We start from the raw sequence: 23,729 nt of genomic DNA, 5'->3' as shown, positions 1-23,729 counted from the left end.
GGGGGCATGGCACGAGCTAACGACGACGTCGCGTCCGCCCTGGAGGAGTACGCCGAGCTGTTCGCGATGAACGGCGGCGACGCCTTCCGGGTGCGCAGCTACCAGAAGGCGGCCAAGGCGATCGCCGGCCTCGCCGAGGACATCACGACCGTACCGGTGCGGAGCGTGCCCGGGGTGGGCGAGGCGATCGCCAAGAAGGTCGAGGAGTACCTGGGGCGGGGCGGCTTCCGCCAGCTCGACGAGCTGCGCGAGAAGGTCCCCCAGGGGGTGCGGCGGCTGACCCGGGTGGCCTCGCTGGGGCCGAAGAAGGCCGTCTTCCTGTACAGGGAACTGGGCATCGACTCCCCCGAGGCGCTGGCCAGGGCCATCGAGGAGGGGCGGCTGGAGGGGGTCAAGGGCTTCGGCGCCAAGACCGTGGAGAACCTCCTCAAGGGAGTCGAGCACCTGGCGGAGAACAGCGCCAGGATGCACACCGGGACGGCCATGGACCTGGCCGAGCGGGTGATCGCCTCACTGCCGGGCGCCGAGCGGATCGCCTACGCCGGGTCGCTGCGCCGGATGAAGGACACCGTCGGCGACATCGACGTCCTCGCGGTCGGCCCCGAGTCGCTGATGGACGACTTCAAGGCGCAGCCCTACGTCGCGGAGGTCGTCGCCTCCGGCCCGAAGAAGACCTCGATCCGCACCGCCCACGGCGTCCAGGTCGACCTGCGCCTGATCCCCGCCGAGTCGTGGGGGGCCGCGCTGATGTACTTCACCGGGTCCAAGGAGCACACCGTGCACCTGCGGGAGATCACCGTGAAGAAGGGCTGGAAGCTCTCGGAGTACGGCCTGTTCGAGGGGGAACGGGTGATCGCCGCCGCGACCGAGGAGGAGGTCTTCGCGGCGTTCGGCATGCCGTGGATCCCGCCGACCCTGCGCGAGGACGGCGGCGAGATCCCCGCCGCGCTCGCCGGCGAGCTGCCCGTGCTGGTGACCGTCGAGGACCTGCGGGGCGACCTGCACACCCACACCGACCTGACCGACGGGATCGCCTCGCTGGAGGACATGGTCGCCGCCGCCCACGCCCGCGGGTACTCCTACTACGCGGTGACCGACCACGCGCCCGACCTGGCGATGCAGCGGATGACCCTGGACAAGGCCCTGGAGCAGCGGGCGCGGCTGCGCGCGCTGCAGGAGCGGTATCCGGACATGCGGCTGCTGCACGGCAGCGAGCTGAACATCGCCCCGGACGGCTCGGTCGACTGGCCCGCCGAGGTGCTGGAGGGGTTCGACGTCTGCGTGGCCAGCGTGCACTCGCACTTCAACCAGTCGCGCGAGGAGATGACCCGGCGGTTCGTCACCGCCTGCGAGAACCCGAACGTGCACATCATCGGCCACCCCACCACCCGCAGGATCGGCGTCCGCCCGCCGGTGGACGCCGACTGGGACGAGGTGTTCCGCGCCGCGGCCCGCACCGGCACCGCGATGGAGATCGACTCCTTCCCCGACCGTTCCGACCTCCCCTCGGACCTGGTGCGGCTGGCGCACCACCACGGGGTGAGGTTCTCCATCGACAGCGACGCCCACGCGGTGCCGCACCTGGACAACCAGCGCTTCGGCGTCGGCGTCGCCCAGCGCGGCTGGCTCACCGCCGACGACGTGATCAACGCCTGGCCGCTGGAACGGCTGCTGGCCTTCCTGGGGCGCTGAGATGGCGGGCGTCCCCTGCGTCTCCCGCGTTGCCCGCGTTGCCCGCGTCCCCGGGCAGGCCGTGGCGGCCGGGGCGGCCGGGTCCACCGGCCGGGACGAAACGAGAGGGGTGACATCGGTGTTCCGCCCTTCGCTATTACAGACTTTCCTGGTAGGAAATAGATGTAGAAGAAGGGGTGGTGCCGGATGCCGTACGACAAGACCCGCCAGGAGACCGCCTACCGTCGCGACCGGGCGGGCGGGAACGGGATGACCACCGAGGACGGCGGCGCGCGGGAGGGGCGCCCGGCCTCGGGGATCGTCAAGCCGCTGCCGCCGGAGCTGTTCACCGAGCACGAGACCAACGCGGAGATGCGCTGGGAGGCCATGGGCGACGTCGGCTTCCACGTGCCCAACGAGCGGTTCTTCGTGCGCAACCACACCCGCACCCCGATCGTCGACGCGGAGTCCTGGCGGCTGCGCCTGCACGGCAGCGGCCTGGCCGCCCCGCGGAGCTTCGGCTACCGGGAACTGCTCGCGCTGCCCTCGGTGACGCGCGACGCGGCGATCGAGTGCGCGGGCAACGGGCGGAGCCTGTTCGCCTCCCAGCAGCACCGGGAAGCCGAGGGCACCCCCTGGGGCCTGGGCGGTATCGGGGTGGCCCGCTGGCGCGGGGTGCCGCTGGCCACCGTGCTGGAACGGTCCGGCATCACCCCGGACGCCGTCGACGTGATGGCCCGCGGGCTCGACCCCGCCTATGTGACCGACGACGGCGTGGACTTCGGGCGGGTGCGCCGCCCGATCCCGGTGGCCAAGGCGATGCACGACGTCCTGCTGGCCTACGAGATGAACGGCGAGCCGCTCCCGCCCGACCACGGCCATCCGGTACGGCTGGTCGTCCCCGGCTGGATCGGCCTGGCCTCGATCAAGTGGGTCGGCGACATCGAGGTCTCCGCCGCACCGCTGTTCTCGCCGTGGAACACCGAGTTCTACCGGATGTTCGGCGACGCCTACCCGCCCGGGGGCGGTCCCCCGCTGACCGTGCAGGGCGTCAGGAGCGCGTTCGAGCTGCCCTGGGACGCCACCCTGACCGCGGGGCGGCCGTACGTGCTGCGCGGCCGGTCCTGGTCGGGAGGCGGCCGGATCGCCGACGTGGAGGTGAGCCTGGACGGCGGCGCCCACTGGCAGCGCGTCGCGTTGCGCGGCCCGAACACGGCGGCGGCCTGGACCCGCTGGCAGGTCGTCTGGAGGCCGGAGCGGACCGGCCCGCACCTGCTGCTGGCCCGCGCCACCGACGAGACCGGCGCCGTCCAGCCCGACCACACCCCGCACAACGACTTCGGCTACCTCTTCGACGCCGTCGTCCGCCACCCGGTGACCGTCGTGGACGGATGATCCCGGCCCGTGCCCCCCGGAAGGCATGGTGACGGAACGAAAGGGGAATGATACTCACGGTGACGATCGGCCGGGCCGTCCGGCCGTCCCGGAAGGGCGGCCCCGGTCCCGCGGGGGAAACGAGAGGGAAACGTGCCGGGGTGATGATGGCGACGCGTGTTCCCCCTTCTTCCAGGAGGCTCGATCGATGCGCCAGCTGACCGCGCTCGACGCCCAGTTCCTCCATGCCGAGTCGGCGACCACCGCGGCCCACGTCGCGGGGCTGGCCGTCCTCGCCCCGTGCCCCGAGGGATCCGCGAGCTTCCGCGGCTCCGAAGTCCTCGAGGGCCCAGAGGGCCCTGAGGGCCCCGAGAGCATGGCAGGCTCCGGGGACGCCGAGGGCTCCGGGGGCTCCGGGGCCGTCACCCGCGAGCGCCTGATCGAGCTGCTGCGCGAGCGGCTGCACCTGACCCCGGCGCTGAGGATGCGGCTGGTCACCGTGCCGTTCGGCCTCGACCGGCCGTACTGGACCGAGGACACCGGCGTCGACGTGGCCGATCACGTCCACGAGGTGACCCTCGCGCCGCCGGGTGACGACGCCCGGCTCGCCGAGGAGGTCGCCCGGATCCACGAGCGGCACCTCGACCGGCGCCGCCCGCTCTGGGAGATGCACCTGATCCACGGCCTGACCGGCGGCCGGGTCGCCCTCTACGCCAAGGTCCACCACTGCGCCATCGACGGCGTGTCCGGGGCGGAGACGATCGCCGCGCTGCTGGACCTGACGCCCGAGCCGCGCGCCGTCGAGCCGCCCGCGCCCCCGGCCGCGCCGGCGACCACCGCCCCCGGCCTGGCCGGGATGCTCGCCGGGGCGATGGTCAGGACGGTGCTGCAACCGGCCCGGACGCTGTACTCGCTGGGCCGCATGGCGGCCGAGCTCGACACGATGCCGCTGGCCTCGGCGCTGCCGGGCGCCCGGCAGGTGGCCGCGGCGGCCACCCGGATGGTCACCGGAAGGATGGAGGAGCTGCCCGAGCTGCCCGTGCTGGCGGCACCGCGCACGCCGTTCAACGGCCCGATCGGCGCCGAGCGGCGCTTCGCCTTCGGGTCGATCCCGCTCGCGGACGTCAAGCGGATCGCCAAGGACGCGGGGGCCAGCGTCAACGACGTGGTCATGACGCTCTGCGCCTCGGCGCTGCGCGCCTGGCTGCGCGAGCGCGACGCCCTCCCCGACCGGCCGCTGATCGCCGCGGTCCCGGTCGCGCTCCGCGACGGCGGGTGCGGGCGGCTGGGCAACCAGATCTCCGTCATGGTCACCCCCATCCCGACCGATCTGGCCTGCCCGCGCGAGCGCCTGCGGGTCATGGCGGGCACGATGCGCGCGGCCAAGCGGCGCTTCGCCGGCTCCCCCGCGGGGTGGCTGGGCGAGCTGTCGTCGATGCTGCCGGCCGCCGTCACCGCGCTGGCGACCTCCGCGGTGTTCCGGCTGGCCTCGATCGTGCTGCCGCCGGTCAACCTGATCGTCTCGAACGTGCCCGGCCCGCAGCTCCCGCTCTACCTGTGCGGGGCCAGGGTGCTCGCCTACCACCCCATGTCGGTGCTGACCGACGTGAGCGGCGGGGTCAGCATCACCTGCTTCTCCTACGACGGCTCGCTCGACTTCGGCATCCTGTCCTGCCCGGACCGGGTGTCCGACGTGTGGCGGCTGATGGACCATCTGCGGGAGGCCATGGACGAGCTGGGGGACCTCCCGCAGACGGGGGGCCGGCGAGCCCCTGCCGACCTCGGCGGCGGGGACGCCTCCCTGTTCCGGTAGGTCATGTCGTGGCGTCCGGGGTGGAAGCGCGGCTCGCGGGGCCGGTCGTCGCCGATGCCCGGCAACCGCGCGATTATTCGCGAAATAGAGTTAGCCCATGAGCTTTTCTGAGCTGAACCTGTTCCCTCTCTGCCTCGGCGGCAACGTATTCGGCTGGACCGCGGATCGAGACGACTCGTTCGCGGTGCTGGACGCCTACGCCGAGGCGGGCGGCAACCTCGTCGACACCGCGGACCTCTACTCCGGCGGGGTGTCGGAGACCATCGTCGGCGAGTGGATGGCCTCGCGCCGTAACCGCGACCGGATCGTGGTCGCCACCAAGGTGGGCATGTGGGGCGAGCGGCCCGGCCTGTCGGCGGCCAACATCCGCGCGGCGGCCGAGGACTCGCTCCGCCGGCTGGGCACCGACCACATCGACCTGTACTGGGCCCACGTCGACGACGCCGACACGCCCCTGGAGGAGACCCTCGGCGCGTTCGACGAGCTGGTCACCGAGGGCAAGGTCCGCAACATCGGCGCGTCGAACTACGGCGCGGAGCGCCTCAGTGAGGCGATGCGGATCTCCGAGCGGGACGGCCTGGCCAGCTACGGGGTGTTGCAGCAGCACTACAACCTCCTCGAACGCGACTACGAGGGGGCCCTGCGCGACGTGGTCATCGAGCAGGGGCTGACCAGCACGCCCTACTACGGCCTGGCCCGTGGCTTCCTGACCGGCAAGTACCGTCCCGGGGTCACCGTGGACAGCCCCCGGGCGGCGAAGGCGGCGGAGTACCTGGAGTCGGAGCGGGGCCCGCGGGTCCTGGACGCGCTGGACAAGGTGGCCGCCTCGCACGGCGTCGCCCCCGCCACCGTCGCGCTCGCGTGGCTGGCCGCCCAGCCCACGGTGGCCACGCCGATCGCCAGCGCCCGCAACGTCGAGCAGCTGCGGCCGTTGCTGGCGGTGGCCGACCTGACGCTGTCGGAGGACGAGCTGGCCCTGCTGGACGAGGCGTCCCGCTGACCGGCGGGTGAGACGAGCGGGGGGGGGGGGGGGGGGGGGGGGGGGGAAGGGGGGGGGGGGGGGGGGGGGGGGGGGGGGGGGGGGGGGGGGGGGGGGGGGGGGAAGGGGGGGGGGGGGGGGGGAGGGAGAGGGGGGGGTCTCCCCCCCCCCCCCCCCCCCCCCCCCCCCCCTTCCCCCGCGCACCGGGAGACCTCCCGCCTGCGCGTAACGGGGACGTCCCGCCTACGGGCACCGGGGACGTCCCGCCTGCCCGTACCGGAGGACGTCCCGCCGGCGGGTGCTCAGGACCCGGGGACCGCCAGATCGAGCCGGTCCAGGCGTTCCGGGTCGGACAGCACGTCGATGGCGAGGATCCTCCCGCCCGTGACGGTGAAGGCCATGACGGACAGCGGCCTGCCGTGCGCGGCGACGACGACCCCGGCGGCCCCGTTGACCAGCGCCGGTCGCGCGAGCGGGAAGAGCCGCCCGAAGGTGAGCGCCCGCTCGGCCACGTTCCGGGAACCGGTGATCACGACCGTGTGCCGGGCCCGCGCGGCGCCGCCGTCGGAGCGCAGCACGACGCCGGGGTCCAGCACGGCGACGAGCGCGCCGAAGTCGCCGTCGCGGGCGGCGGCGAAGAACGCGTCGACGACGTCACGCTGACGGGCGAGGTCGGGGTCGGGAACCGGGGCCTGTCCCCTCACCCTGCGGCGGGCGCGGCTCGCGAGCTGCCGCGCCGCGGCCGGGGACCGGTCGATCATCGGGGCGATCTCCTCGAACGGCACGGCGAACATGTCGTGCAGCACGAACGCGAGCCGCTCGGCCGGGGTCAGCGTCTCCAGCACCACCAGCAGCGCCAGCCCGACCGAGTCGGCCAGCACCGCCTCCCCCTCGGGGCCGGTCCCGTCCTCGTGGCCGACGATCGGGTCGGGCATGCGCACCCCGAGCGGGTCCTCGCGCCGCCGCTCGCGCGAGCGCAGCACGTTCAGGCAGACCCGGGCCACGACGGTCGTCAGCCACGCGCCGAGGTTGCGCACCTCGCCGGTGTCGGCGCGGCCGAGGCGCAGCCAGGCGTCCTGCACGGCGTCCTCGGCCTCGCTCACCGAGCCGAGCATCCGGTAGGCCACGGCCTGCAGCCGGGTCCGGTGCTCCTCGAACCGCTCGCTGAGCCACTCGCGCTCGTCCACCGTGTCACGTTCCTTCCTCGGGTGGGGTCGTAAGGGTAGACACGCGCGACCCCGCCGATGTGACCGGGAGGACGAACTCCCGGAACGACGAGTTCGGAGAGACCACATGACCTCACCCATTCTGATCACCGGTGGCACGGGCACGCTCGGGCGCCTCGTGGTGCCGCTCCTGCGGGACGCGGGCCGGGAGGTGCGGGTGCTCAGCAGGCACGACCACGAGAGCGGGAACGGCGTCGAGTACGTCACCGGCGACCTGCTCACCGGCGACGGCGTCGGGCGCGCGGTCGACGGGGCCGGGATCGTCCTGCACCTCGCGGGCGGTCCCAAGGGCGACGACGAGGCGACCCGGAACCTGGTCCGGGCCGCGTCACGGGCAGGGACGCGGCACCTGGTGTACATCTCGGTCATCGGCGCGGACCGGGTTCCGCTGGCCTGGATGAGGTCCAAGCTGGACGCGGAGCGGGCCGTGGCCGGCTCCGGGCTGCCGTGGACGACGCTGCGGGCCGCCCAGTTCCACGACCTGGTCCTGAACGTGGTGCGGAAGATGGCGGCGCTGCCGGTGATACCGATCCCGGGCGGGCTCCGGTTCCAGCCGGTCGACGCGCGCGACGTGGCGGCCCACCTGGCGGAACTGACGCTCGGCGAGCCGGCCGGCCTGGTGCCCGACCTGGCCGGGCCCGGGGTGTACGGGCTGGACGAGCTGAGCCGCGGGTACCTGAGGGCGCGCGGCGGGCGCCGGCCGACGGTGCCGGTCCGGATGCCGGGAAAGGCCGGACGCGCCTACCGGGCCGGGGACAACCTCACCCTCCGGGGGGCCGTCCTGGGCACCCGGACCTGGGAGGACTTCCTGGCCGAACGGGTACGGCCGGGCCGGCCCGGCCGGCCGGAGGCGGCCCTTCCCGGAAGGGGCTGACCCCCGCGTCGCCCCCCGGCCTTCCCCGCCCGTAACCGCCCGCCCCCGGTCGTCGTCGGCCGCTACCGTGGCACGTCCCCGCCCGCGTCCAGGTGTGAGGAGAGCCAGCCGAAGACCCGCTCCTGCGCGCCGAGACCGAAGGCGTGTCCCGCCTCGGCGAACACGCCCGTGTACTCCCGCGGGGAACTCCGGTAGCGGGCCGCGATCATCGTGTGGGCGCGGCGCATCCCGCTCGGCGGGAGGATCTCGTCCTGCTCGGCGTACCAGACCAGCAGGGGCCGGGGGAAGGCGCAGGCGACCAGGTCGGGCAGGTCGCAGAGCCGGGACAGCCCCGGCGGGTACAGCATCCACGTGTGGCGCGCGACGTACCCGTCCAGCAGGTCCCGGTAGGAAGAGATCATCGCGACCACGGCGACCGCCCGCACGCCGGGGTCGAAGGCGCCGAGCAGGGTGGCGCGCAGCCCGCCGCCCGACAACCCGGCGCATCCCACGGGCCCGACGTCGGGGCGCGAGCGCAGGTAGGCGGTCGCGGCCAGGTCCTCCCCCGCGACGACGCCCGCGTAGGAGGTGCCGAGCACCGTGCAGTACTTGGCCAGGACGTTCTCGTACCGCCCGGCCGCGGCGTCGTAGCGGTCGGCCTCTCCGAGCCCGGGATCGTCGCCGGGGGCGCCGACGACGTTCTCGGGCATGTCGGCGAGCGGGATCCGGCGGCTGCCCCAGCCCAGCACGTCGGGCACCAGCACGGTGAACCCCCGCCGGGCCAGCTCCCCCGCCCAGGCCCTGCCGTCGTAGATCGCGGCCCGCAGCCTCGCCACCTCCGGTGAGGGCCCCTGCGGACCGTCGGCGATCTTCTCCTTGCCCGCCCACTTCATCCCGGCGTGACAGTGCAGTGCGACGACGCCCGGCAGCGCCGCGCCGCCCGCCTCGCGGGGACGCAGCACGTAGGCACGGGTCCTGGGGCCGAACCCGACGTCCCAGGAGACCTCCTCGCCGGACAGGTCGCCCGCCGTCCAGGTGCGCTCGGTGCGCACGCTCGACGCGGTCAGGTCGAGCACGCCCAGGACGTCGCGCGCCCGCTCGCTCAGCCGCGGGCCCGGCGGGGGGAACAGGCCGCGCTGGGCGGCGGCGATGTCGGCCAGCCCGGAGAACTCCCCGAGGTGCCGCAGGCGGCGCGGGTCCGCGTGGTCACGAGCGGCGTCGGACGGCACCGCTCAACCGGCCGCGGCGCGGGCACCACGGCCCCGGAGGGCTCCGGGACGGCTCGTCATCAGGGACCTCCGGCTGTACGCGATCGGATAGCGCTTTCCTGCACGATCCCCTTCCTACAAGAGCCGAGGGAGGAGCGTCAACTTTCCTCAGCCCCCGCACCCTTCGTCGACGTGCCGTCGCTCGCGTTCTCCCGGCTCGCAAGACCGGCGACGACCGCACGGGGACGAGCGCCGCCGATCCGTGTCGTCCGACGTCACGACCGGTCGCGACGAAGGAGGAGCAGCCCGGGGCCGGGTCAGGAGCGCGCGTTCCGGTCGAGGCCGAGGGTGGCGATCAGGTCCTCGTGGAGCTGGAACCAGACGCGGTGGCAGGAGTCGACGTCGGTGCGGTCCACCCAGGCGCCCTCCCCGGCCCGGGCGCGCGCCAGGGCCGCGGCGAACCGGGTATCGTACCCGCCCAGCCGTCTCAGGACGTTCCCGAGCCGGCCGGCCAGCGGTACGAGCGCGCGGGCGATGCCGGCGAGCTCGTCGAGGACCCTGGCGTCCCAGGCGGGGTCGCCGTGGTCGTTGACGGCGAGCCGGTCGCCGGCGACGGGCCGGAGCTGCCAGTCGGTGCAGGCCCGCAGCAGGAGGGCGTTCAGCGGGAGGAACGCGCGGTGGACGTCCAGGACCTCGTCGGCGCCGCCGGCGCGTGCGAGCTCGGCCGCGAGCAGCCGCTCGTTCTCGGCCCGGCCCGTTTCGGTCAGCGACCAGCCCGCGGTGCCGCCGAAGGAGGTGTACCCGACGTGTCCGTGCGCCTCGGCGTCGCGCAGCAGCTCCTCGGTCAGGGCCGGGTCGAGCCCGTACCGCCGAGCGACCGCCGGGGTGTCCGCGAACCCGAGGACGCGCACCGCGTGCAGGACCAGCAGGCCGGGCGGGGAGTCGCGCGTCACGAGCCGCCGTCCCGCCGCGCCGCCAGGCGGGTGTAGTGCTGCTGGCACGCCTGGGGGGAGTTGAACCCCATCGTGCTCGCGATCTGTGCCCAGGTCAGCCCGGCGTCGCGGGCGATGAACAGCAGGGCGGACTCGAGTCCTTCGACCTCGGCGTGCGCGGCGGGCAGGAGGGCCAGCGCGCTCAGGACGTCCTCCGGGTCCAGGTCCGCGTTGCGCCAGACGGCGAACTGGACGAGGTCGACCGCCGACGGCGGGGTCGGCGGGGGGCGCCACGGACGGGCGTCGAGCGCGTCCGCGCCCAGGCGCAGAAGGCGCTCGCCCGCGTCGTGCTCGCGGTCGGCCTGGGCGTGGTCCGCGCGCCCGGTGCGAGTGATGTCCTGCTTGCGCGTCATGCCCTCCATGATCCACAATCAAGAAATTGTTGTCAATATTTTGTTGAAAGGCGGGATGGATGATCGTACCCCTCAGGTCGGCCGTCACCGGGACGTGCGGGGGCAAGGCCGGTGCGCTCGGCGCGTTGCTCCGCGCGGGACTGCCGGTCCCCGACGGCTTCGTCGTGCCGTTCGCCGCCTACCGCGCCGCCTACCGCGCCGCCGTCCGGGACCTGGACCCGGACCCGGACCCGGATTCGGACCCGGACCCGGAGCGGTTCACCGGCGGGCCGGACCGTCTCGACGTCGTGCGGCGGGCGATCGGGACCCGCCCGGTCCACGCCGCCCTGGCCGGCGCGCTCGGGCGCGCCCTCGACGGGCTCGGTGATCCGTCCGTCGCGGTGAGGTCGTCCGCCGCGCACGAGGACACCGGCAGCGCATCGGCGGCCGGCCTGCACGACAGCTTTCTCGCCGTACGCGGAGCCGGCGCGGTCACCGACGCCGTACGCGCCTGCTGGGCCTCGCTGTTCGGCCCGCGCGCCGTCGGCCACCCGGGCGGCTCCGGTCGCGGCGGCCCGCCCTTCGCCGACCTCGCCATGGCCGTCCTCGTGCAGCGCCACCTGGACGCCGAGGTGTCCGGGGTCATGTTCACCCCCGCCGACCCGAACGATCCGGTCCGCATCGAGGCCTCCTGGGGACTCGGCCCCAGCGTCGTCGGCGGCACGGTCACCCCTGACGCCTACCGCGTCGCCGGGGACGGGTCGGTCATCCGCACGGTCGCGCGCAAACGGACCCGCCTCGACCGGCACGGCAGGCGGCTCGTCACGTCCGACGTGCCCGCCCGCGACCGCGACCGGCCGGTGATCGACGACGCGACCGCCGTCCTCCTCGCCGGGCTGGGCGGACAGATCGCCGCCGTACGCGGTGGACCGCAGGACGTCGAGTGGGCGATCGCCGGCGGACGTCCGTGGGTCCTGCAGGCACGGCCGGTCACCGCCGCGCTCCCGGAGTGGCCCCCGCCCGCCGGTCGCGCCCCGGCCGCCGCGCCCACGCTGACCGGGACACCGGGCAGCCGCGGGGTGGTGACCGGTCCCGCGCGGATCGTCCGCGGCCTGGGCGACTTCGCGCGTGTGCACCCGGGCGACGTCCTCGTCTGCCCCTTCACCGACCCCGCGTGGACGCCGCTGCTGCGCATCGCGGCCGGTGTGGTCACCGAGACCGGAGGCGTGCTCTCGCACGCCGCGATCGTCGCCCGCGAGCACGGCATCCCCGCGGTCCTCGGCGTCCCGGACGCGACGGGCACGCTCCACGACGGCGGCACCGTCACCGTCGACGGCACCGCCGGCACCGTCACGGCGGCCGGCACGTGACCGGTTCCCCGCCCTGCCCGGCCGGGGAGCCGTCCCCCGCAAGCCGTCACCCGGGCCGTCCCCCGGAGCCGCACCCGCACCCCCGTCACCCGGGAACCGCACCCTCGTCACCCACCCCGCCCTCGGACCGGAAGGAGACGGGGAGCGGGCCGACGCGGGCACCGCTCCCCGGCCGCTCATGACCACACGACACCTCTACCTGGCACGACACGGCGCGGCCGACGCGTTCGGGAACCTCACCGGCATCGGCCACCGGCAGGCGGGCCTGCTGGGCGAACGGCTCGCCGGCCTGCCGATCGACGCCGTGTGGCACTCCCCGCTGCCGCGCGCCGCGGCCAGCGCGCACGAACTCGCCCGGCACCTGCGGAACGCGCCCGTCGCCGAGGCCGCCGAACTCGTCGACCACGTGCCCTACGTCCCCCGGGCGGCCGAGACGCCCCCGTCCTGGGCCGGATTCTTCGACGGCTACGACGACGCCGAGGCGGCCGCGGGCCTGAGGCTCGCCGACGCCCTGGTCGCCCGGTTCGCGAGGCCCCCCGGCACGACCGCGGCGGGCGCCCGGCGCGACACCCATGAGGTGCTGGTGACACACGCCTACCCGATCGCGTGGCTGGTACGGCACGCCCTGGACGCGCCGCCCTCCCGGTGGCTCGGCCTGAACAGCGCCAACGCCGCGCTGACGGTCATCGACTACCGCCCCGAACTGCCGCCGACGCTCGTGATGTTCAACGACACCGGCCACCTCCCGGCCGACCTGCGCTGGACCGGGTTCCCCGACGGCGTGAGGCCGTGAGATCCCGGTGGAGCCCGGTCGCTCCGCGCGCCAGGATGGAACCATGGTCGAAGAGCACAGACTCCCCGGGGGGAACACCGGCGGAGCGGTCCGGGTCGGTGACACCGTCCGCCGTGTCCCGGGTCCCTGGACGCCCTCCGTGCACGCGCTGCTCCGGCACCTGGAGACCGTCGGCTTCGCCGGGGCCCCACGGGCGCTGGGATTCGACGAGCAGGGCCGGGAGGTGCTCTCCTTCCTGCCCGGTGACGTGGTCGGGACCGCACGGCCGTGGCCCGGCTGGGTGCACGGCGACGACGCGCTCCGCCAGGTGGGCCGCTGGCTTCGCGACTTCCACGCCGCCGTGGCGGGCTTCGTCCCTCCCGCGGACGCGGTCTGGCGCGAGGGGGGCGTCTGGCGGCCCGGCATGATCGTCGGCCACAACGACGCCGCTCCCTACAACGCGGCCTGGGCCGACGGGCGCCTCGTCGGCTTCTTCGACTGGGACTTCGCCGCTCCGGTCACGCCGGAGTGGGACCTCGCCTTCACCGCCTTCGCCTGGGTGCCGCTGCACGCCCGTCACGTCGTGGCGGCGGAGGGCTTCACCGCGTTCGCCGACAGGCCCCGGAGGCTGCGGCTGTTCCTCGACGCCTACGGCTGGAGCGGACCGGCCGGGGAGTTCGTCGACACCGTCCGGCGGCGGGTGAGCGCCTCGGCGGAGGGCATCCGGCGCACCGCGGCGGCGGGCGACCCGGCCTACCGTGCCATGGTGGAACACGGCGTCGACGCCGCGCTGGAGACGGCCGTGGAGGAGCTGGCCGGCTTCCCGTGGTCCCCGGACCCTGGGTGACACCGGGGAGCGGCCGGTCGTGACACCGGGCATCCCGGATCGGCGGGCACCCCGGATCGGCCGTGTCGCCCGCCGATCCGGGACCCCGATCCGGGACCCCGGGCCGGGCCCGCGGTTCACGGCCCCGGGCGCGCCGTCTCAGCCGTGGTCGGCGCAGCAGGGCGTCGGGTCGCGTACCTCGGCGGGCATGAGGCGCCCGTCCGCGGCGGGCATGGTCAGCAGGACCACGCGCCCGTCGCGCAGCTGCGGCCGTACGTGGTCGCCGGTCGTGACGAGGGTGTCCGGTGACGGCTCCTCGGCCTGGGCCAGCACGGCGACCCGGTCGATCGCCGAACGGGCCAGGATCTCGGCCACGCTGAGCGTGCCGGTCAGCTCCGCCCGGCCCGGGTACACGACCAGGCGCCCTCCGGACCCGGCGGCGTGCGCGGCCGCGGCGAGCGCGGCGCCCCGCGCCGCCTCCTCGGGCCCGGTACGGTCCTCGCCGGACGCGGCCCCCACCCCGTCGGGGAGCGCGGAGAGCGCCGCGAGGTCGATCGTCTCCCGGACGGCGAGCGAGCAGGCCACGTGCGGCGTGCCGTCCGCGACGCGTACGAAGTGCGTGCAGCCCACGATGCCGTCCGGGAGGCCGAGCGTCTCCACCACCCGGTGGAGAAGGTGCTCGGCCTCCGCGACCGTCCGCGAGCCTCCGTCGAGGCCGATGATCATCCGCGCGGCACGACCCAGATCGGGTTGCTGTAGAACCACAGGTCCTTCCACGGGTCGGCGTCGCCGAAGACGTCGATCCGCGGTCCGGCCGGGTCGATCGCCGCGCCGAGCAGCCCGGGGGCGCTGCGGTTGCCGTCGGTGCCCCGCAGCCGCACGTAGACCGGCCGGTCGACGGCGCCGAGCCGGTAGGTGAACCTCACGGTCCCGGTGTTCTTGCCGACCTCGAAGGAGGTCACGACCTTGGTGGCCGGGGTCGTGAAGACGTCCCGGTCGGACGCGGGTCCGGTGACGTCGCCCTGGATGACGTCCACGCGGGCCAGGGCCGGGACGTACTGCGCCCAGTTCGGCCGGTTCGCCAGCGTGATCTCGATGTTGAGCTCGACCTTGGCGCCCTTGCGGATGTGCAGGGTGTCGCCGAGCGAGACGCCGCGCTGTCCCCTGTCGGCCTGCCGCGCGCGCACGACCAGGCCGCTGATGAGGCCGCCGTGGTCCACCCACACGCGGCCCTCGCGGATGGCGTCCATGACCGCGGTGTAGGAGAAGTTCCTGGCGCCGACGTGGGTGCGGCTGTAGTACCCGGGCCAGAAGTCACCGGCCGTCAGGTTGGGAGTGCCCCGGTAGACGGGGTCCTCGTACCTGCCGTCGGCGTTGAAGTCCCCGCCCGGCCCGCGGTCGGTCGTGTCGGCGTAGACCGAGTGCGAGTCGGAGTTGGCGGTGATCCACCAGCTCTTGCCCTCGGCGAGCAGGCTGTCCCAGAGGCCGCCGACGGTCGCGGTCATCCAGTCGAAGCCGCCGAAGGTCTTGTAGCTCTCGGCGGGGTAGGCGGGGAAGGAGTCCGCGCCCGGGTTGCTGTCGTAGAAGCCGCGTCCGCCGCCCGGCCCGTGCGGCTTGGGGATGCCCGCGGCCTGGTGGCCCGGCGCTCCCTCCATGCCGACGGCGATGTCCGGCTGGGCGTCGCGCCAGCCTCGGATCTCGTGCGGGGAGTCGAGCCCCTTGCGCGAGGGGTGGTTGGCGAGGAACAGCGCGTCCCCGACGCGACGGCGCCTGACGGCGTCGGCCAGGAAGTTCAGCCCGGCGATGGCCAGGGCCTCGTTCTGCGGGGTGGAGGCCGAGGCGCCCTTCACCGAGCCGTCGAAGGAGTTCTCGAACTCCTTGAGGGTGTCCACCTCGCCCCGGCCGGGGGCCACGAACACGGTGCCGTGCTCGGCGCCCGGGATGTTCCATTCCAGTCCCTGGAAGACCAGGGTGTCCCTGACGGCCTGCCGCGCGGCGACGATGTCGGGGTTGACCTTGTCGACACCGATCTTGGCGTGGGTGGCGCCCCCGTGGTCGGTGATGACCATCCAGTCCAGCCCGTACGCGTTCCCGTGCCGGACCTGGTCACTGACCTTGTAGATCCCGTCGGAGCTGTACTGGGTGTGGATGTGGTGGTCGCCGGCGAGCCAGAGGTAGCCGTCGCGGGGCTCGGGGCCGTGCGGGGTCCGCGTGCCGGTGGCGGCCGCGGCGGCCTGGCCCTGCGCGCCGAGGACGCCGGCCGCGCTCAGGCCGGCGCCCAGCAGTCCCGCGCGGCGGAACATCTGGCGCCGCGAGAGCTGGCCGGGAGAGAGCTCGGCGTCGGGAACCGAGAGGTCGACGACCGGCGCCGTGTCGCCCTGGTCGAGGGCGTGCCCGGCACCGTGAGTGTGGTCGTGCGGGTGAGCATGAGTGTGATCGTGAGGGTGATCGTGCCCGTGGCCCATGGTGTGCCTTTCCATCCCCGCCGGAGAGAGCGCTCCGGCTACCCGTGGACCCTTGCAAAACCACCTGAATCACTCATTAACGCTATATATCCCTCAAGAGGGAAAATACCGACGTCCGACCGCCGGACGGGGCCGTCGGGCGGGATCACGGGGCGGGGTCGGCAGGCGCGGTCATCCGAGGTGAGTGGATGCGGTCGGCGGACGCGGTCAGCGGGCGGGCTCGCCGCGGTGCCGGTGGAAGGGGGTGTGCTCGGGCGCGAGCGGGGTGTTGCCCAGGATCAGGTCGGCCGCCTTCTCCGCCACCATCATGACCGGCGCGTAGATGTTGCCGTTGGTCACGTACGGCATCACCGAGGCGTCCACCACGCGCAGTCCCTCCAGGCCGTGCACCCGCAGGGAGAGCGGGTCCGTCACGGACATGGCGTCGACGCCCATCCGCGCGGTGCACGAGGGGTGCAGCGCGGTCTCTCCGTCCCTGGCCACCCAGTCGAGGATCTCCTCGTCGGTCTCGACCCCGGGGCCGGGTGAGATCTCCCCGGCGTTGAAGGCGTCCATGGCGGGCCGGTTCAGGATGTCGCGCGCGATCCGGACGGCCTCCACCCACTCGCGCCGGTCCCGCGCGGTGGACAGGTAGTTGAAGCGCAGCGCCGGGTGCACCCGGGGGTCGGTGCTGGTGATCTTCACCGAGCCGCGCGCGTCGGAGTACATCGGCCCGACGTGCACCTGGTAGCCGTGCCCGCCCGCGGGCGCGGAGCCGTCGTAGCGGACCGCGACGGGCAGGAAGTGGAACATCAGGTTGGGATAGTCGACCTCGTCGTTGCTCCGGACGAAGCCGCCCGCCTCGAAGTGGTTGGTCGCGCCGGGACCGCTGCGCAGGAACAGCCAGCGCGCGCCGATCCACGGCCGGTTGCGCCACCTCATCGCCGGTTGCAGCGACACCGGCCGCCCGCAGGCGTACTGGATGTAGACCTCCAGATGGTCCTGGAGGTTCTCGCCGACGCCCGGCAGGTGGTGCACGACGTCGACGCCGAGGGCCTCCAGCTCGGCCGCGTTCCCCACCCCGGAGAGCTGGAGCAGCTGCGGGGAGTTGAACGCGCCGCCGCACAGGATCACCTCGCCCGCGCGGACCGTCCGGCCGCCGCACTCGACGCCGACGGCGCGCCCGCCCTCGAAGAGGATCCGGGTGACGAACGCCCGCGTCCTGACCTCCAGGTTGGGGCGTCTCCCGACCGGGTGCAGGTAGGCACGGGCGGCCGACAGGCGTCGTCCGGCGCTGATGGTGCGGTCGAAGCGGGCGAAGCCCTCCTGGCGGTAGCCGTTGACGTCGTCGGTCAGCGGGTGCCCGGCCTGCTGCACCGCCTCGAAGAAGGCCCCGAACAGCGGGTTGCGCACCGGCCCGCGCTCCAGCACCAGCGGTCCGCCCCGGCCGCGCATCGGATCGCCGGGGTCGGCGGCCACGCAGTTCTCCATGCGCCTGAAGTACGGCAGACAGTGCGCGAAGTCCCAGGCCCCCATCCCCGGATCGGCGCCCCAGCGCTCGTAGTCCAGGGGGTTGCCCCGCTGGAAGATCATTCCGTTGATGCTGCTGGAGCCGCCCAGCACCTTGCCCCGGGCGTGGTAGATCCGGCGGCCGTTCATGTGCGGCTCGGGCTCGGAGACGTACTTCCAGTCGTAGAAGCGGTTCCCGATCGGGAAGGGCAGGGCCGCCGGCATGTGGATGAGGACGTCCCAGGGATGGTCCGGGCGGCCCGCCTCCAGCACCAGCACGCGGTTGGCGGGGTCGGCCGACAGCCGGTTGGCGAGCGCGCACCCCGCCGAACCACCCCCGACGATGACGAAGTCGTACACGGCCGCCCCCCTCATCTCAGGAGGATAGGCAGGCGGACGTAAAGCGTACGGCGCGACAGGGTGCGCCGTACGCAACGAGGACGGCCGACGGTCACGCGTCCGTGGTCCGCCACCAGTCGTCGGACGGGCCGACCGGAACGGTCCGCTTGTGCCGGGTCGCGAGGTAGTGCGCCTCCAGCTTCGCCGCCGCCTCCGGCGCGATCTCGGCACCCTCCAGGTAGTCGTCGATCTGGGCGTACGTCAGGCCGAGCGCCACCTCGTCGGGCAGGGCGGGCCGGTCCTCCTCCAGGTCGGCGGTCGGCACCTTCTCCCAGGTGCTCGGCGGTGCTCCCAGCTCCCGCAGCAGGGCGGCGCCCTGACGCTTGTTCAGCCCGGTCAGCGGGGTGACGTCCACGCCGCCGTCGCCGTACTTGGTGTAGAAGCCGGTCACCGCCTCGGCCGCGTGGTCGGTGCCCGCGACGAGCAGGCCCAGCTGTCCGGCGATCGCGAACTGGACCACCATGCGCTCGCGGGCCTTGACGTTGCCGCGCACGAAGTCGCTCAGCTCGAACCCGTCGCCCTTGAGCTCCCGCAGGCCCAGCGCCGTCTGAGCGGAGACGGCGTCCGCGCTCGGCTTGATGTTCACCGTGATCGACCGGTCGGGCCGGATGAACTCCAACGCGATCTGGGCGTCGTGCTCGTCGGCCTGCACGCCGTGGGGAAGCCGTACCGCGACGAAGGTGGCCTCACGCCCCTCGGCGCGCAGCTCCTCGCAGGCGAGCTGGCACAACCTGCCGACCAGCGTGCTGTCCTGGCCGCCGCTGATCCCGAGCACGTAACCCTTGGCCGGGGTCGACCGCAGGTAGTCCTTGAGAAAGTCGACCCGTTGCCTGATCTCGACCTCGGGGACGATGGTCGCCTTGACGCCGAACTCGGTGAGAATCTGCTTCCTTACGTTCGCCATCCGTGTACCTTACCGACCGGAATCGGGCCGCGAGGAAACGGGTTCGGGCCGAGCCCGCGGAGCGGCCCGCCGGGATCACCACGGCGGGTCAGGGTGCTCTCACCGTGAGATACACCACCCGAAAAGGTGGCGTTCGCCGGAAAACAACGGGATCATGACGGAGTTCAGCACGCGGAGACGAGACAGACGGCAGGACGCTGATGACGAAGGAGCAGGCGCCCCAGGGGGTGGATCCGCACATCCCGAACGCTGCCCGGATGTACGACTACTTCATCGGCGGCAAGGACAACTTCCGGGCCGACCGGGAGCTCGCCGAGATGGTGCTCAGCGTGCTCCCCGAGACCCGTGACGGCGCCCGGGAGAACCGCAGGCTGATCGGCCGGGTGGTGGAGTACCTCATCGGCAAGGGCGTCAGGCAGTTCCTCGACCTCGGCTCGGGGCTGCCCGCGCAGCAGAACGTGCACGAGGTCGCCCTCCGGCTGGCCCCGGACGCGCGCGTGGTCTACGTCGACCACGACCCCGTGGTCTGCGCGCACGGCCGCGCCCTGCTCGCCGGGGGCGACGGGGTGGCCATGGTCCAGGGGGACGTGCGCGACCCCGGGAGCATCCTCGGCGACCCCGAGGTGCGCGAGCTCATCGACTTCGACCGGCCCGTCGCGGTCCTGATGATGTTCCTGCTGCACCTCATCTCCGACGAGGACGACCCGCAGGCGTTCGTCGCCGCCTACCGCGAGGCCGTGGCGCCCGGAAGCTACCTGGCCGTCTCCCACGTCGGCAGCGACGCCGCCCCCGAGCGCACCGCCCGGATCAGCGAGTTCTACCAGAAGGCGAACACGCCGTTCTGCCCCCGTACGGGCGAGGAGATCGCCCGGTTCTTCGGCGACTTCGAGCTCATCCCCCCGGGCCTCGTCAACGGCCGGAACGCGGAGGGCATCGAGCCGTTCTCCGACCCGGACACGGAGCTGCAGGTCGACGAGGAGATGGCCCGGATGGGCTACGTGGGGATCGCGCGCAAGCCCTGACGGCCGCGTACGCGTCACGGCCGCCGATCGGTCCCCCGCCGGGTCCGACCGGCCGACGGTGAGCGGACGGGGCTCGGGAACGCCACCGGCCTGGTCGCCGTACGCGACTCCAAGGACACCGGCGGTCCCGCGCTCCTGTTCACCTCCGCCGAGTGGGGCACCTTCCTCGACCGCGTGAGGACCGACGGTCTCGGCCTCGGCTGACAGCGCCTGTGACCTCGGCCCGGTGATGTACGAACACCGAGCCCTTTTTCAGCCTGACGGTGCCGGTCAGGCTGGGGCCTTCCTCTGCCTCCTTCTTCCACAGCCTGCGGCAGGTGAATACCGATACCGACTGATCTCCGTCCTTGACGACGAAGCCGGAATGGCGTGCGCACAGCCGCCCTCCTGCTGAGGACGACGATGAGTTCGCCACCTTGCGTGGGCGCGTGGGCGTGGTCGTCGGCCGACCGCCGACGCTCAGTCCTGCGTGGAGATGCAGAAGGGGTGGCCCGCGGGGTCCAGCAGGACCCTGCGCTGATCGGGGTGCGGTTGGACAGGGGGTTCCATGGCGCCCAGTGCCAGCATCCGTGCGTGGGCGGCGTCCAGATCGTCGACGCCCAGTTCCATGTGAGCCTGCTTGCCCTGGGACGGGTCCGGCCAGGTCGGACGCCGGTAGTCGGCCACCCGGATGAAGCCCATTCCAGGTGAACCCTCCCGGCCGAGCAGGACGAAGTCGTCGCTGGAGTAGGCGACGGGCAAGCCGAGCGCGTCGCCGTAGAAGCGGGCCAGCTCGGCGGGGTCCGGGCAGTCGAAGTCGACGGACAGCAAGCGGATCGCGGGTCCGGATGCGGGTTCGGTACTCATGGGGAGGAGGCTATGACGGGACCAGGACAGTTCCGGTCCTGGTCATGGGGAACACTTCCGGATGTGATCAGCACCTCCGCCCGCCTGCTGCGACTGGTCTCGCTGCTGTCCACCCGACCGGCGTGGACCTGCCGCGAGCTGGCCGAGCGAATGGCGGTCACCGACCGCACGGTCCGGCGGGATGTCGCCCGGCTGAGGGAACTCGGTTACGGCATCGAGTCCGACCCCGGACCCTGGGGCGGCTACCGCCTCGGCGGTGGCACCCGGGTGCCGCCGCTGATCCTCGATGACGAGGAGGCACTCGCCGTGGCCGTCGCGCTGCGAGAGGCCGCGCTCAGCGGCGTCCTGGGCGGCGACCAGGCCGCGCTGTCGGCGCTGTTGAAACTACGGCAGGTCCTACCGTCCCGGATCGCGGACCGGCTGGGGGAGATGGATGCGACTTTCGTACACACTCCCAGGCCCGAGGGACGTCAGATCTCACCCGGCGCGCTGCTGGAACTGGCCGCCGCCTGCCGTCGTGGCGAGCGTGCCCGGCTTTCGTACCGCGACCACGCGGGGAAGGTCACCGTTCGGGACATCGACCCCTACCGCCTGGTGCACACCGGCCGCCGCTGGTACTTCGTCGCCCGGGACGTGGCCCGGGATCAGTGGCGGACGTTCCGGGCCGACCGGGTGGTACAGGTACAGCCGACCGGACATACCGTCGAACTCGTCGACCCGCCCGACCCGGCGCTCCTCGTCTCTCGGTCCATCGCGAGCGTCGTGTACCCGCTCTATGTCACAGTCCGGCTGGCGCACCCCATGGACCAGGCGCTACGGCTGGTCCCGCCCACGATCGGCACCCACCGCCCGGACGGCCCCGATGCCACCATCGTCGAGATCGGCGGCAACGACGCCGACCAGCTCGCCGCATATCTCCTCAGCCTGGGCACCAGGCTACGGATCCTGTCACCGGACCACGTACGGGAGGCGCTGCTGCGCCGTACCCGGGACCTGTTCGAGGACAACGGGGGCGGTCAGCCCCGGTAACGGGCGGGGACGCGTCCGGTGGCGCCGCGGCGATACCGGTCTGGGAGGGGAGCCTCATCGCGATCGGGCTCGCCGGGGTGGCCGTCGGGCCGGCGATCGGTCTCCGGCCTACCTGCGGGAGCGCCGGCCTCACGGTGGCGGTGGTCCAGCACGCCCTGGCCGCCGGCGCGGGCGCCGCCATGCCGGCCGGGATCGTGCGGACCTACCGCGACCGCGCCGCCGGGCGGGTCAGCCGACGGCGCTGAGACCCGTGGCGATCCTCCTCAGTTCGCGGTCGATCACCTTGGGGCTCCCGAGGTCGTCGGCGTAGCCGGGACCGAGCATGACCTCGACCCGCCGCCCCTCCCCCAGGCTCAGGAAGAGGGTCGGGGTGCCGTTCCCGCCGTCCTCGCCGACCCACTGCCTGACCAGGTAGCCGGTCCTGTCGTCGCCGAAGGTCACCTCCTTCCCCGTCCCCTCCTCGCGGTACTCCCGGACGCGCTCGTCGACCTCCTGGACGGCCCCGCCCTCGTGGACGTAGATCTGGACGCAGTAGGCGCCGTTCCCGTCACCGTCGTAGTCCCACGAGGTCGTGTACTCCTCGCCCCGGTCCAGGGACCGGTTGGACCACAGCAGGCCCTCGGGCAGGTACCCGACCCGGATGCTCCTGAAGGCCCTTCCGTCGCCGAGGTCGCCGAGGTCGCCGGGCCCGGACGCGGGGGGCGGTCCGCTGTCGTCGATGGCGGGAGGTTCCGGCGTGGTCCCGGCGGTGACGTCCGGCCCCGGTGTCCCGGAGACCGTGATCCGCCCGGCGGGCCGGGATCCCCCGGTGGCCGAGCCGTCCGGGCCGAGGTCGAGAAAGAGGGGGGTCACCACGCCGACGACGGCCACGGCCGCGGCCAGGGCGGTGAACCTGATCCGGTTCGCCCTTTTCCTGCGCGAGGCGCGCAGGACCCGCTCCACCAGGTCCGGCGGGGCGTGCAGCCTCTCGACCTCGTCCGCCATGATCCGCCGGAGGTCGTCAGGCGCGCGGAGGTCACTCTCAGGCGCGGACATTCCCGATCACTCCTTCCGCTGCTTCCGGGCCGATCGCCGCGCGGAGCTTGGCGAGCGCCTTCGATGCCTGACTTTTCACCGTGCCCGTCGAACAACCGAGGATCTCCGCGGTCTGCGTCTCGCTGAGGTCCTCCCAGTACCTCAGGACGACCACCGCGCGCTGCCGGGGAGGCAGTGCGCGCAGGGTGTCCATCAGCACGTGACGCAGGTCGACGTCGGTCTCGCGTGCCGCGGACTCCGGAGGAGTGTGCATCGGGACGATCCGCATGATCGCCCGGCGCCGGGCACGGCTGATGGAGGCGTTGACGATGATGCGGCGGACATAGGGCTCGGGGTTGTCGTACCGCACCCGGTCCCAGTGCTGATAGGTGCGCTCCAGTGCCGTCTGCACCAGGTCCTCCGCCTCCTTCTCGTCACCGCAGGCGAGGTAGGCGACCCGTAGCAGGCTCGTGCCGCGTGCGGCCACGAACGCCGCGAACCCGTTGTCCCCGGCCTCGCTCACTCCTGTCCGTCCAATGTCATGCCCCCTGATACGCCTGCGTCGCACCGCGCGTTGCCCGCGACCTCCGGCGATCTCACATTCCGTCGCGTCACCCCGCCGGGGTGAACGCCCTGCAAACCCGGATCGCGCAAATTCAAGATCGTACGCGGGCAACCTCCCCGGGGGGCCGGGCGTATAAGGGGTCATGACATCGCATGACCGGAGACAACAGACGAAGGCCGCGACCTCACCGGCCCGGTCGCTGACGGCGATCGGGGCCGTCCTGCCCGCGGTGTGCGTGTTCGGGTCCCGGAGGCTGGGGACGCGGCCGAAGAGCCCCGCCGACGAACGGGCGTGGCGCCGCGACGGCTCCCCGGCCACGTGGAACCGGTCGGCGGACGGCATGACCGTCGTCCTGTCCACCCGGCCGGACAGGGGCCGGGCCGGCGCCGCGAAGGGCCGCTCGGACGCGTTCCACGTGGCCGGTCAGCAGCTGTCGTACGAGGAGCTGCAGCGGCTGCCCGCGGACCCGGCCGGGCTGAGGGGGTGGATCGAGAAGGCCGTACGGGTCCGGAAGGCGTGAGGACCACGATCGACGGCAGGCCGTTCGCGAACAAGACGTCGACGGAGATCGTGCTCCACGC

23 protein-coding genes are annotated in these 23,729 nt (G+C 73.4%); 12 read left to right on the top strand and 11 right to left on the bottom strand.

Annotation, left to right across the window (positions count from 1 at the left end; translation table 11 throughout):
- Nucleotides 1–6 precede the first annotated feature (6 nt).
- The 4 genes from polX to ACZ6RT_RS05650 all read left to right on the top strand — a co-directional run bounded on the left by polX (nt 7) and on the right by ACZ6RT_RS05650 (nt 5,858).
- Nucleotides 7–1,692 carry a DNA polymerase/3'-5' exonuclease PolX gene (polX, locus tag ACZ6RT_RS05665; RefSeq protein ID WP_470152370.1) on the top strand — a complete coding sequence of 562 codons (1,686 nt, stop codon included), beginning with the start codon at nt 7–9 and terminating at the stop codon, nt 1,690–1,692.
- Nucleotides 1,693–1,878: 186 nt separating this feature from the next.
- Complete coding sequence (locus tag ACZ6RT_RS05660) at nt 1,879–3,066, top strand: sulfite oxidase (protein WP_399194326.1); 1,188 nt, start codon at nt 1,879–1,881, stop codon at nt 3,064–3,066.
- A gap of 187 nt (nt 3,067–3,253) precedes the next feature.
- Nucleotides 3,254–4,858, top strand: a complete 1,605-nt coding sequence (locus ACZ6RT_RS05655; protein ID WP_470152369.1) for a WS/DGAT/MGAT family O-acyltransferase — start codon at nt 3,254–3,256, stop codon at nt 4,856–4,858.
- Between the two features lie 97 nt (nt 4,859–4,955).
- Entirely contained in the window at nt 4,956–5,858 is a 903-nt protein-coding gene (locus tag ACZ6RT_RS05650; protein ID WP_399194330.1) for an aldo/keto reductase, read from the top strand.
- Nucleotides 5,859–6,139: 281 nt separating this feature from the next.
- On the opposite strand, the gene sigJ is transcribed toward ACZ6RT_RS05650, so the two are convergent.
- Nucleotides 6,140–7,024 carry an RNA polymerase sigma factor SigJ gene (gene sigJ, locus ACZ6RT_RS05645; RefSeq protein WP_470152368.1) on the bottom strand — a complete coding sequence of 295 codons (885 nt, stop codon included), beginning with the start codon at nt 7,022–7,024 and terminating at the stop codon, nt 6,140–6,142.
- A gap of 106 nt (nt 7,025–7,130) precedes the next feature.
- Here sigJ and ACZ6RT_RS05640 point away from each other — a divergent pair, with 106 nt between their 5' ends.
- On the top strand, nt 7,131–7,937 hold the full coding sequence (locus ACZ6RT_RS05640; RefSeq protein ID WP_470152367.1) for an SDR family oxidoreductase: 807 nt from the start codon (nt 7,131–7,133) through the stop codon (nt 7,935–7,937).
- 62 nt (nt 7,938–7,999) lie between these two features.
- Here the strand turns inward: ACZ6RT_RS05640 and ACZ6RT_RS05635 are convergent, their stop codons facing one another.
- From ACZ6RT_RS05635 to ACZ6RT_RS05625, 3 genes are all read right to left on the bottom strand, one after another.
- Nucleotides 8,000–9,145: an alpha/beta hydrolase family protein gene (locus ACZ6RT_RS05635; protein WP_470152366.1), complete on the bottom strand. Its 1,146-nt coding sequence runs from the start codon at nt 9,143–9,145 to the stop codon at nt 8,000–8,002.
- Nucleotides 9,146–9,441: 296 nt separating this feature from the next.
- Nucleotides 9,442–10,077 carry a transcriptional regulator gene (locus ACZ6RT_RS05630; protein ID WP_470152365.1) on the bottom strand — a complete coding sequence of 212 codons (636 nt, stop codon included), beginning with the start codon at nt 10,075–10,077 and terminating at the stop codon, nt 9,442–9,444.
- Nucleotides 10,074–10,469, bottom strand: a complete 396-nt coding sequence (locus ACZ6RT_RS05625; RefSeq protein WP_470152364.1) for a DNA-binding protein — start codon at nt 10,467–10,469, stop codon at nt 10,074–10,076. The genes ACZ6RT_RS05630 and ACZ6RT_RS05625 overlap by 4 nt, the downstream gene beginning before the upstream one ends.
- Before the next feature lie 59 nt (nt 10,470–10,528).
- On the opposite strand from ACZ6RT_RS05625, the gene ACZ6RT_RS05620 reads away from it, so the two are divergent.
- The 3 genes from ACZ6RT_RS05620 to ACZ6RT_RS05610 all read left to right on the top strand — a co-directional run bounded on the left by ACZ6RT_RS05620 (nt 10,529) and on the right by ACZ6RT_RS05610 (nt 13,437).
- The gene (locus ACZ6RT_RS05620) at nt 10,529–11,818 is read left to right on the top strand and encodes a PEP/pyruvate-binding domain-containing protein (RefSeq protein ID WP_470152363.1); all 1,290 of its coding nucleotides are present in this window, start codon (nt 10,529–10,531) and stop codon (nt 11,816–11,818) included.
- 178 nt (nt 11,819–11,996) lie between these two features.
- Nucleotides 11,997–12,611 (top strand): histidine phosphatase family protein, encoded by a 615-nt coding sequence (locus ACZ6RT_RS05615; RefSeq protein WP_399194587.1) that lies wholly within the window; start codon nt 11,997–11,999, stop codon nt 12,609–12,611.
- 43 nt (nt 12,612–12,654) lie between these two features.
- Nucleotides 12,655–13,437: a phosphotransferase gene (locus tag ACZ6RT_RS05610; RefSeq protein WP_470152362.1), complete on the top strand. Its 783-nt coding sequence runs from the start codon at nt 12,655–12,657 to the stop codon at nt 13,435–13,437.
- 138 nt (nt 13,438–13,575) lie between these two features.
- On the opposite strand, the gene ACZ6RT_RS05605 is transcribed toward ACZ6RT_RS05610, so the two are convergent.
- From ACZ6RT_RS05605 to nadE, 4 genes are all read right to left on the bottom strand, one after another.
- Entirely contained in the window at nt 13,576–14,181 is a 606-nt protein-coding gene (locus tag ACZ6RT_RS05605; protein WP_470152361.1) for a hypothetical protein, read from the bottom strand.
- Nucleotides 14,139–15,896, bottom strand: coding sequence for a PHP domain-containing protein (locus tag ACZ6RT_RS05600; protein ID WP_470152360.1), 1,758 nt, complete (start codon nt 15,894–15,896; stop codon nt 14,139–14,141). Before ACZ6RT_RS05600 ends, ACZ6RT_RS05605 begins: the two co-directional genes overlap by 43 nt.
- A gap of 192 nt (nt 15,897–16,088) precedes the next feature.
- On the bottom strand, nt 16,089–17,744 hold the full coding sequence (gene betA / locus ACZ6RT_RS05595; protein ID WP_470152359.1) for a choline dehydrogenase: 1,656 nt from the start codon (nt 17,742–17,744) through the stop codon (nt 16,089–16,091).
- A gap of 76 nt (nt 17,745–17,820) precedes the next feature.
- Entirely contained in the window at nt 17,821–18,672 is an 852-nt protein-coding gene (gene nadE, locus ACZ6RT_RS05590) for an ammonia-dependent NAD(+) synthetase (RefSeq protein WP_399194578.1), read from the bottom strand.
- A 200-nt stretch (nt 18,673–18,872) separates the two neighbouring features.
- Between nadE and ACZ6RT_RS05585 the strand changes: the two genes are divergently transcribed.
- Nucleotides 18,873–19,694, top strand: coding sequence for an SAM-dependent methyltransferase (locus tag ACZ6RT_RS05585; protein ID WP_399194576.1), 822 nt, complete (start codon nt 18,873–18,875; stop codon nt 19,692–19,694).
- 90 nt (nt 19,695–19,784) lie between these two features.
- Nucleotides 19,785–19,898: a DUF397 domain-containing protein gene (locus ACZ6RT_RS05580; protein ID WP_399194613.1), complete on the top strand. Its 114-nt coding sequence runs from the start codon at nt 19,785–19,787 to the stop codon at nt 19,896–19,898.
- 255 nt (nt 19,899–20,153) lie between these two features.
- On the opposite strand, the gene ACZ6RT_RS05575 is transcribed toward ACZ6RT_RS05580, so the two are convergent.
- On the bottom strand, nt 20,154–20,540 hold the full coding sequence (locus ACZ6RT_RS05575; RefSeq protein ID WP_470152358.1) for a VOC family protein: 387 nt from the start codon (nt 20,538–20,540) through the stop codon (nt 20,154–20,156).
- A gap of 63 nt (nt 20,541–20,603) precedes the next feature.
- On the opposite strand from ACZ6RT_RS05575, the gene ACZ6RT_RS05570 reads away from it, so the two are divergent.
- Entirely contained in the window at nt 20,604–21,569 is a 966-nt protein-coding gene (locus ACZ6RT_RS05570; RefSeq protein ID WP_470152357.1) for a helix-turn-helix transcriptional regulator, read from the top strand.
- 228 nt (nt 21,570–21,797) lie between these two features.
- On the opposite strand, the gene ACZ6RT_RS05565 is transcribed toward ACZ6RT_RS05570, so the two are convergent.
- On the bottom strand, nt 21,798–22,604 hold the full coding sequence (locus tag ACZ6RT_RS05565) for a hypothetical protein (protein WP_470152356.1): 807 nt from the start codon (nt 22,602–22,604) through the stop codon (nt 21,798–21,800).
- Nucleotides 22,591–23,106: a SigE family RNA polymerase sigma factor gene (locus ACZ6RT_RS05560; RefSeq protein WP_470152355.1), complete on the bottom strand. Its 516-nt coding sequence runs from the start codon at nt 23,104–23,106 to the stop codon at nt 22,591–22,593. Before ACZ6RT_RS05560 ends, ACZ6RT_RS05565 begins: the two co-directional genes overlap by 14 nt.
- Nucleotides 23,107–23,290: 184 nt before the next feature.
- Here ACZ6RT_RS05560 and ACZ6RT_RS05555 point away from each other — a divergent pair, with 184 nt between their 5' ends.
- Nucleotides 23,291–23,668: a hypothetical protein gene (locus tag ACZ6RT_RS05555; RefSeq protein WP_470152354.1), complete on the top strand. Its 378-nt coding sequence runs from the start codon at nt 23,291–23,293 to the stop codon at nt 23,666–23,668.
- Nucleotides 23,669–23,729: the final 61 nt, after the last annotated feature.

The sequence above is a fragment of the Streptosporangium sp. NPDC050148 genome (genome assembly GCF_055586505.1).
This window is presented reverse-complemented; position numbering and strand designations above follow the sequence as displayed.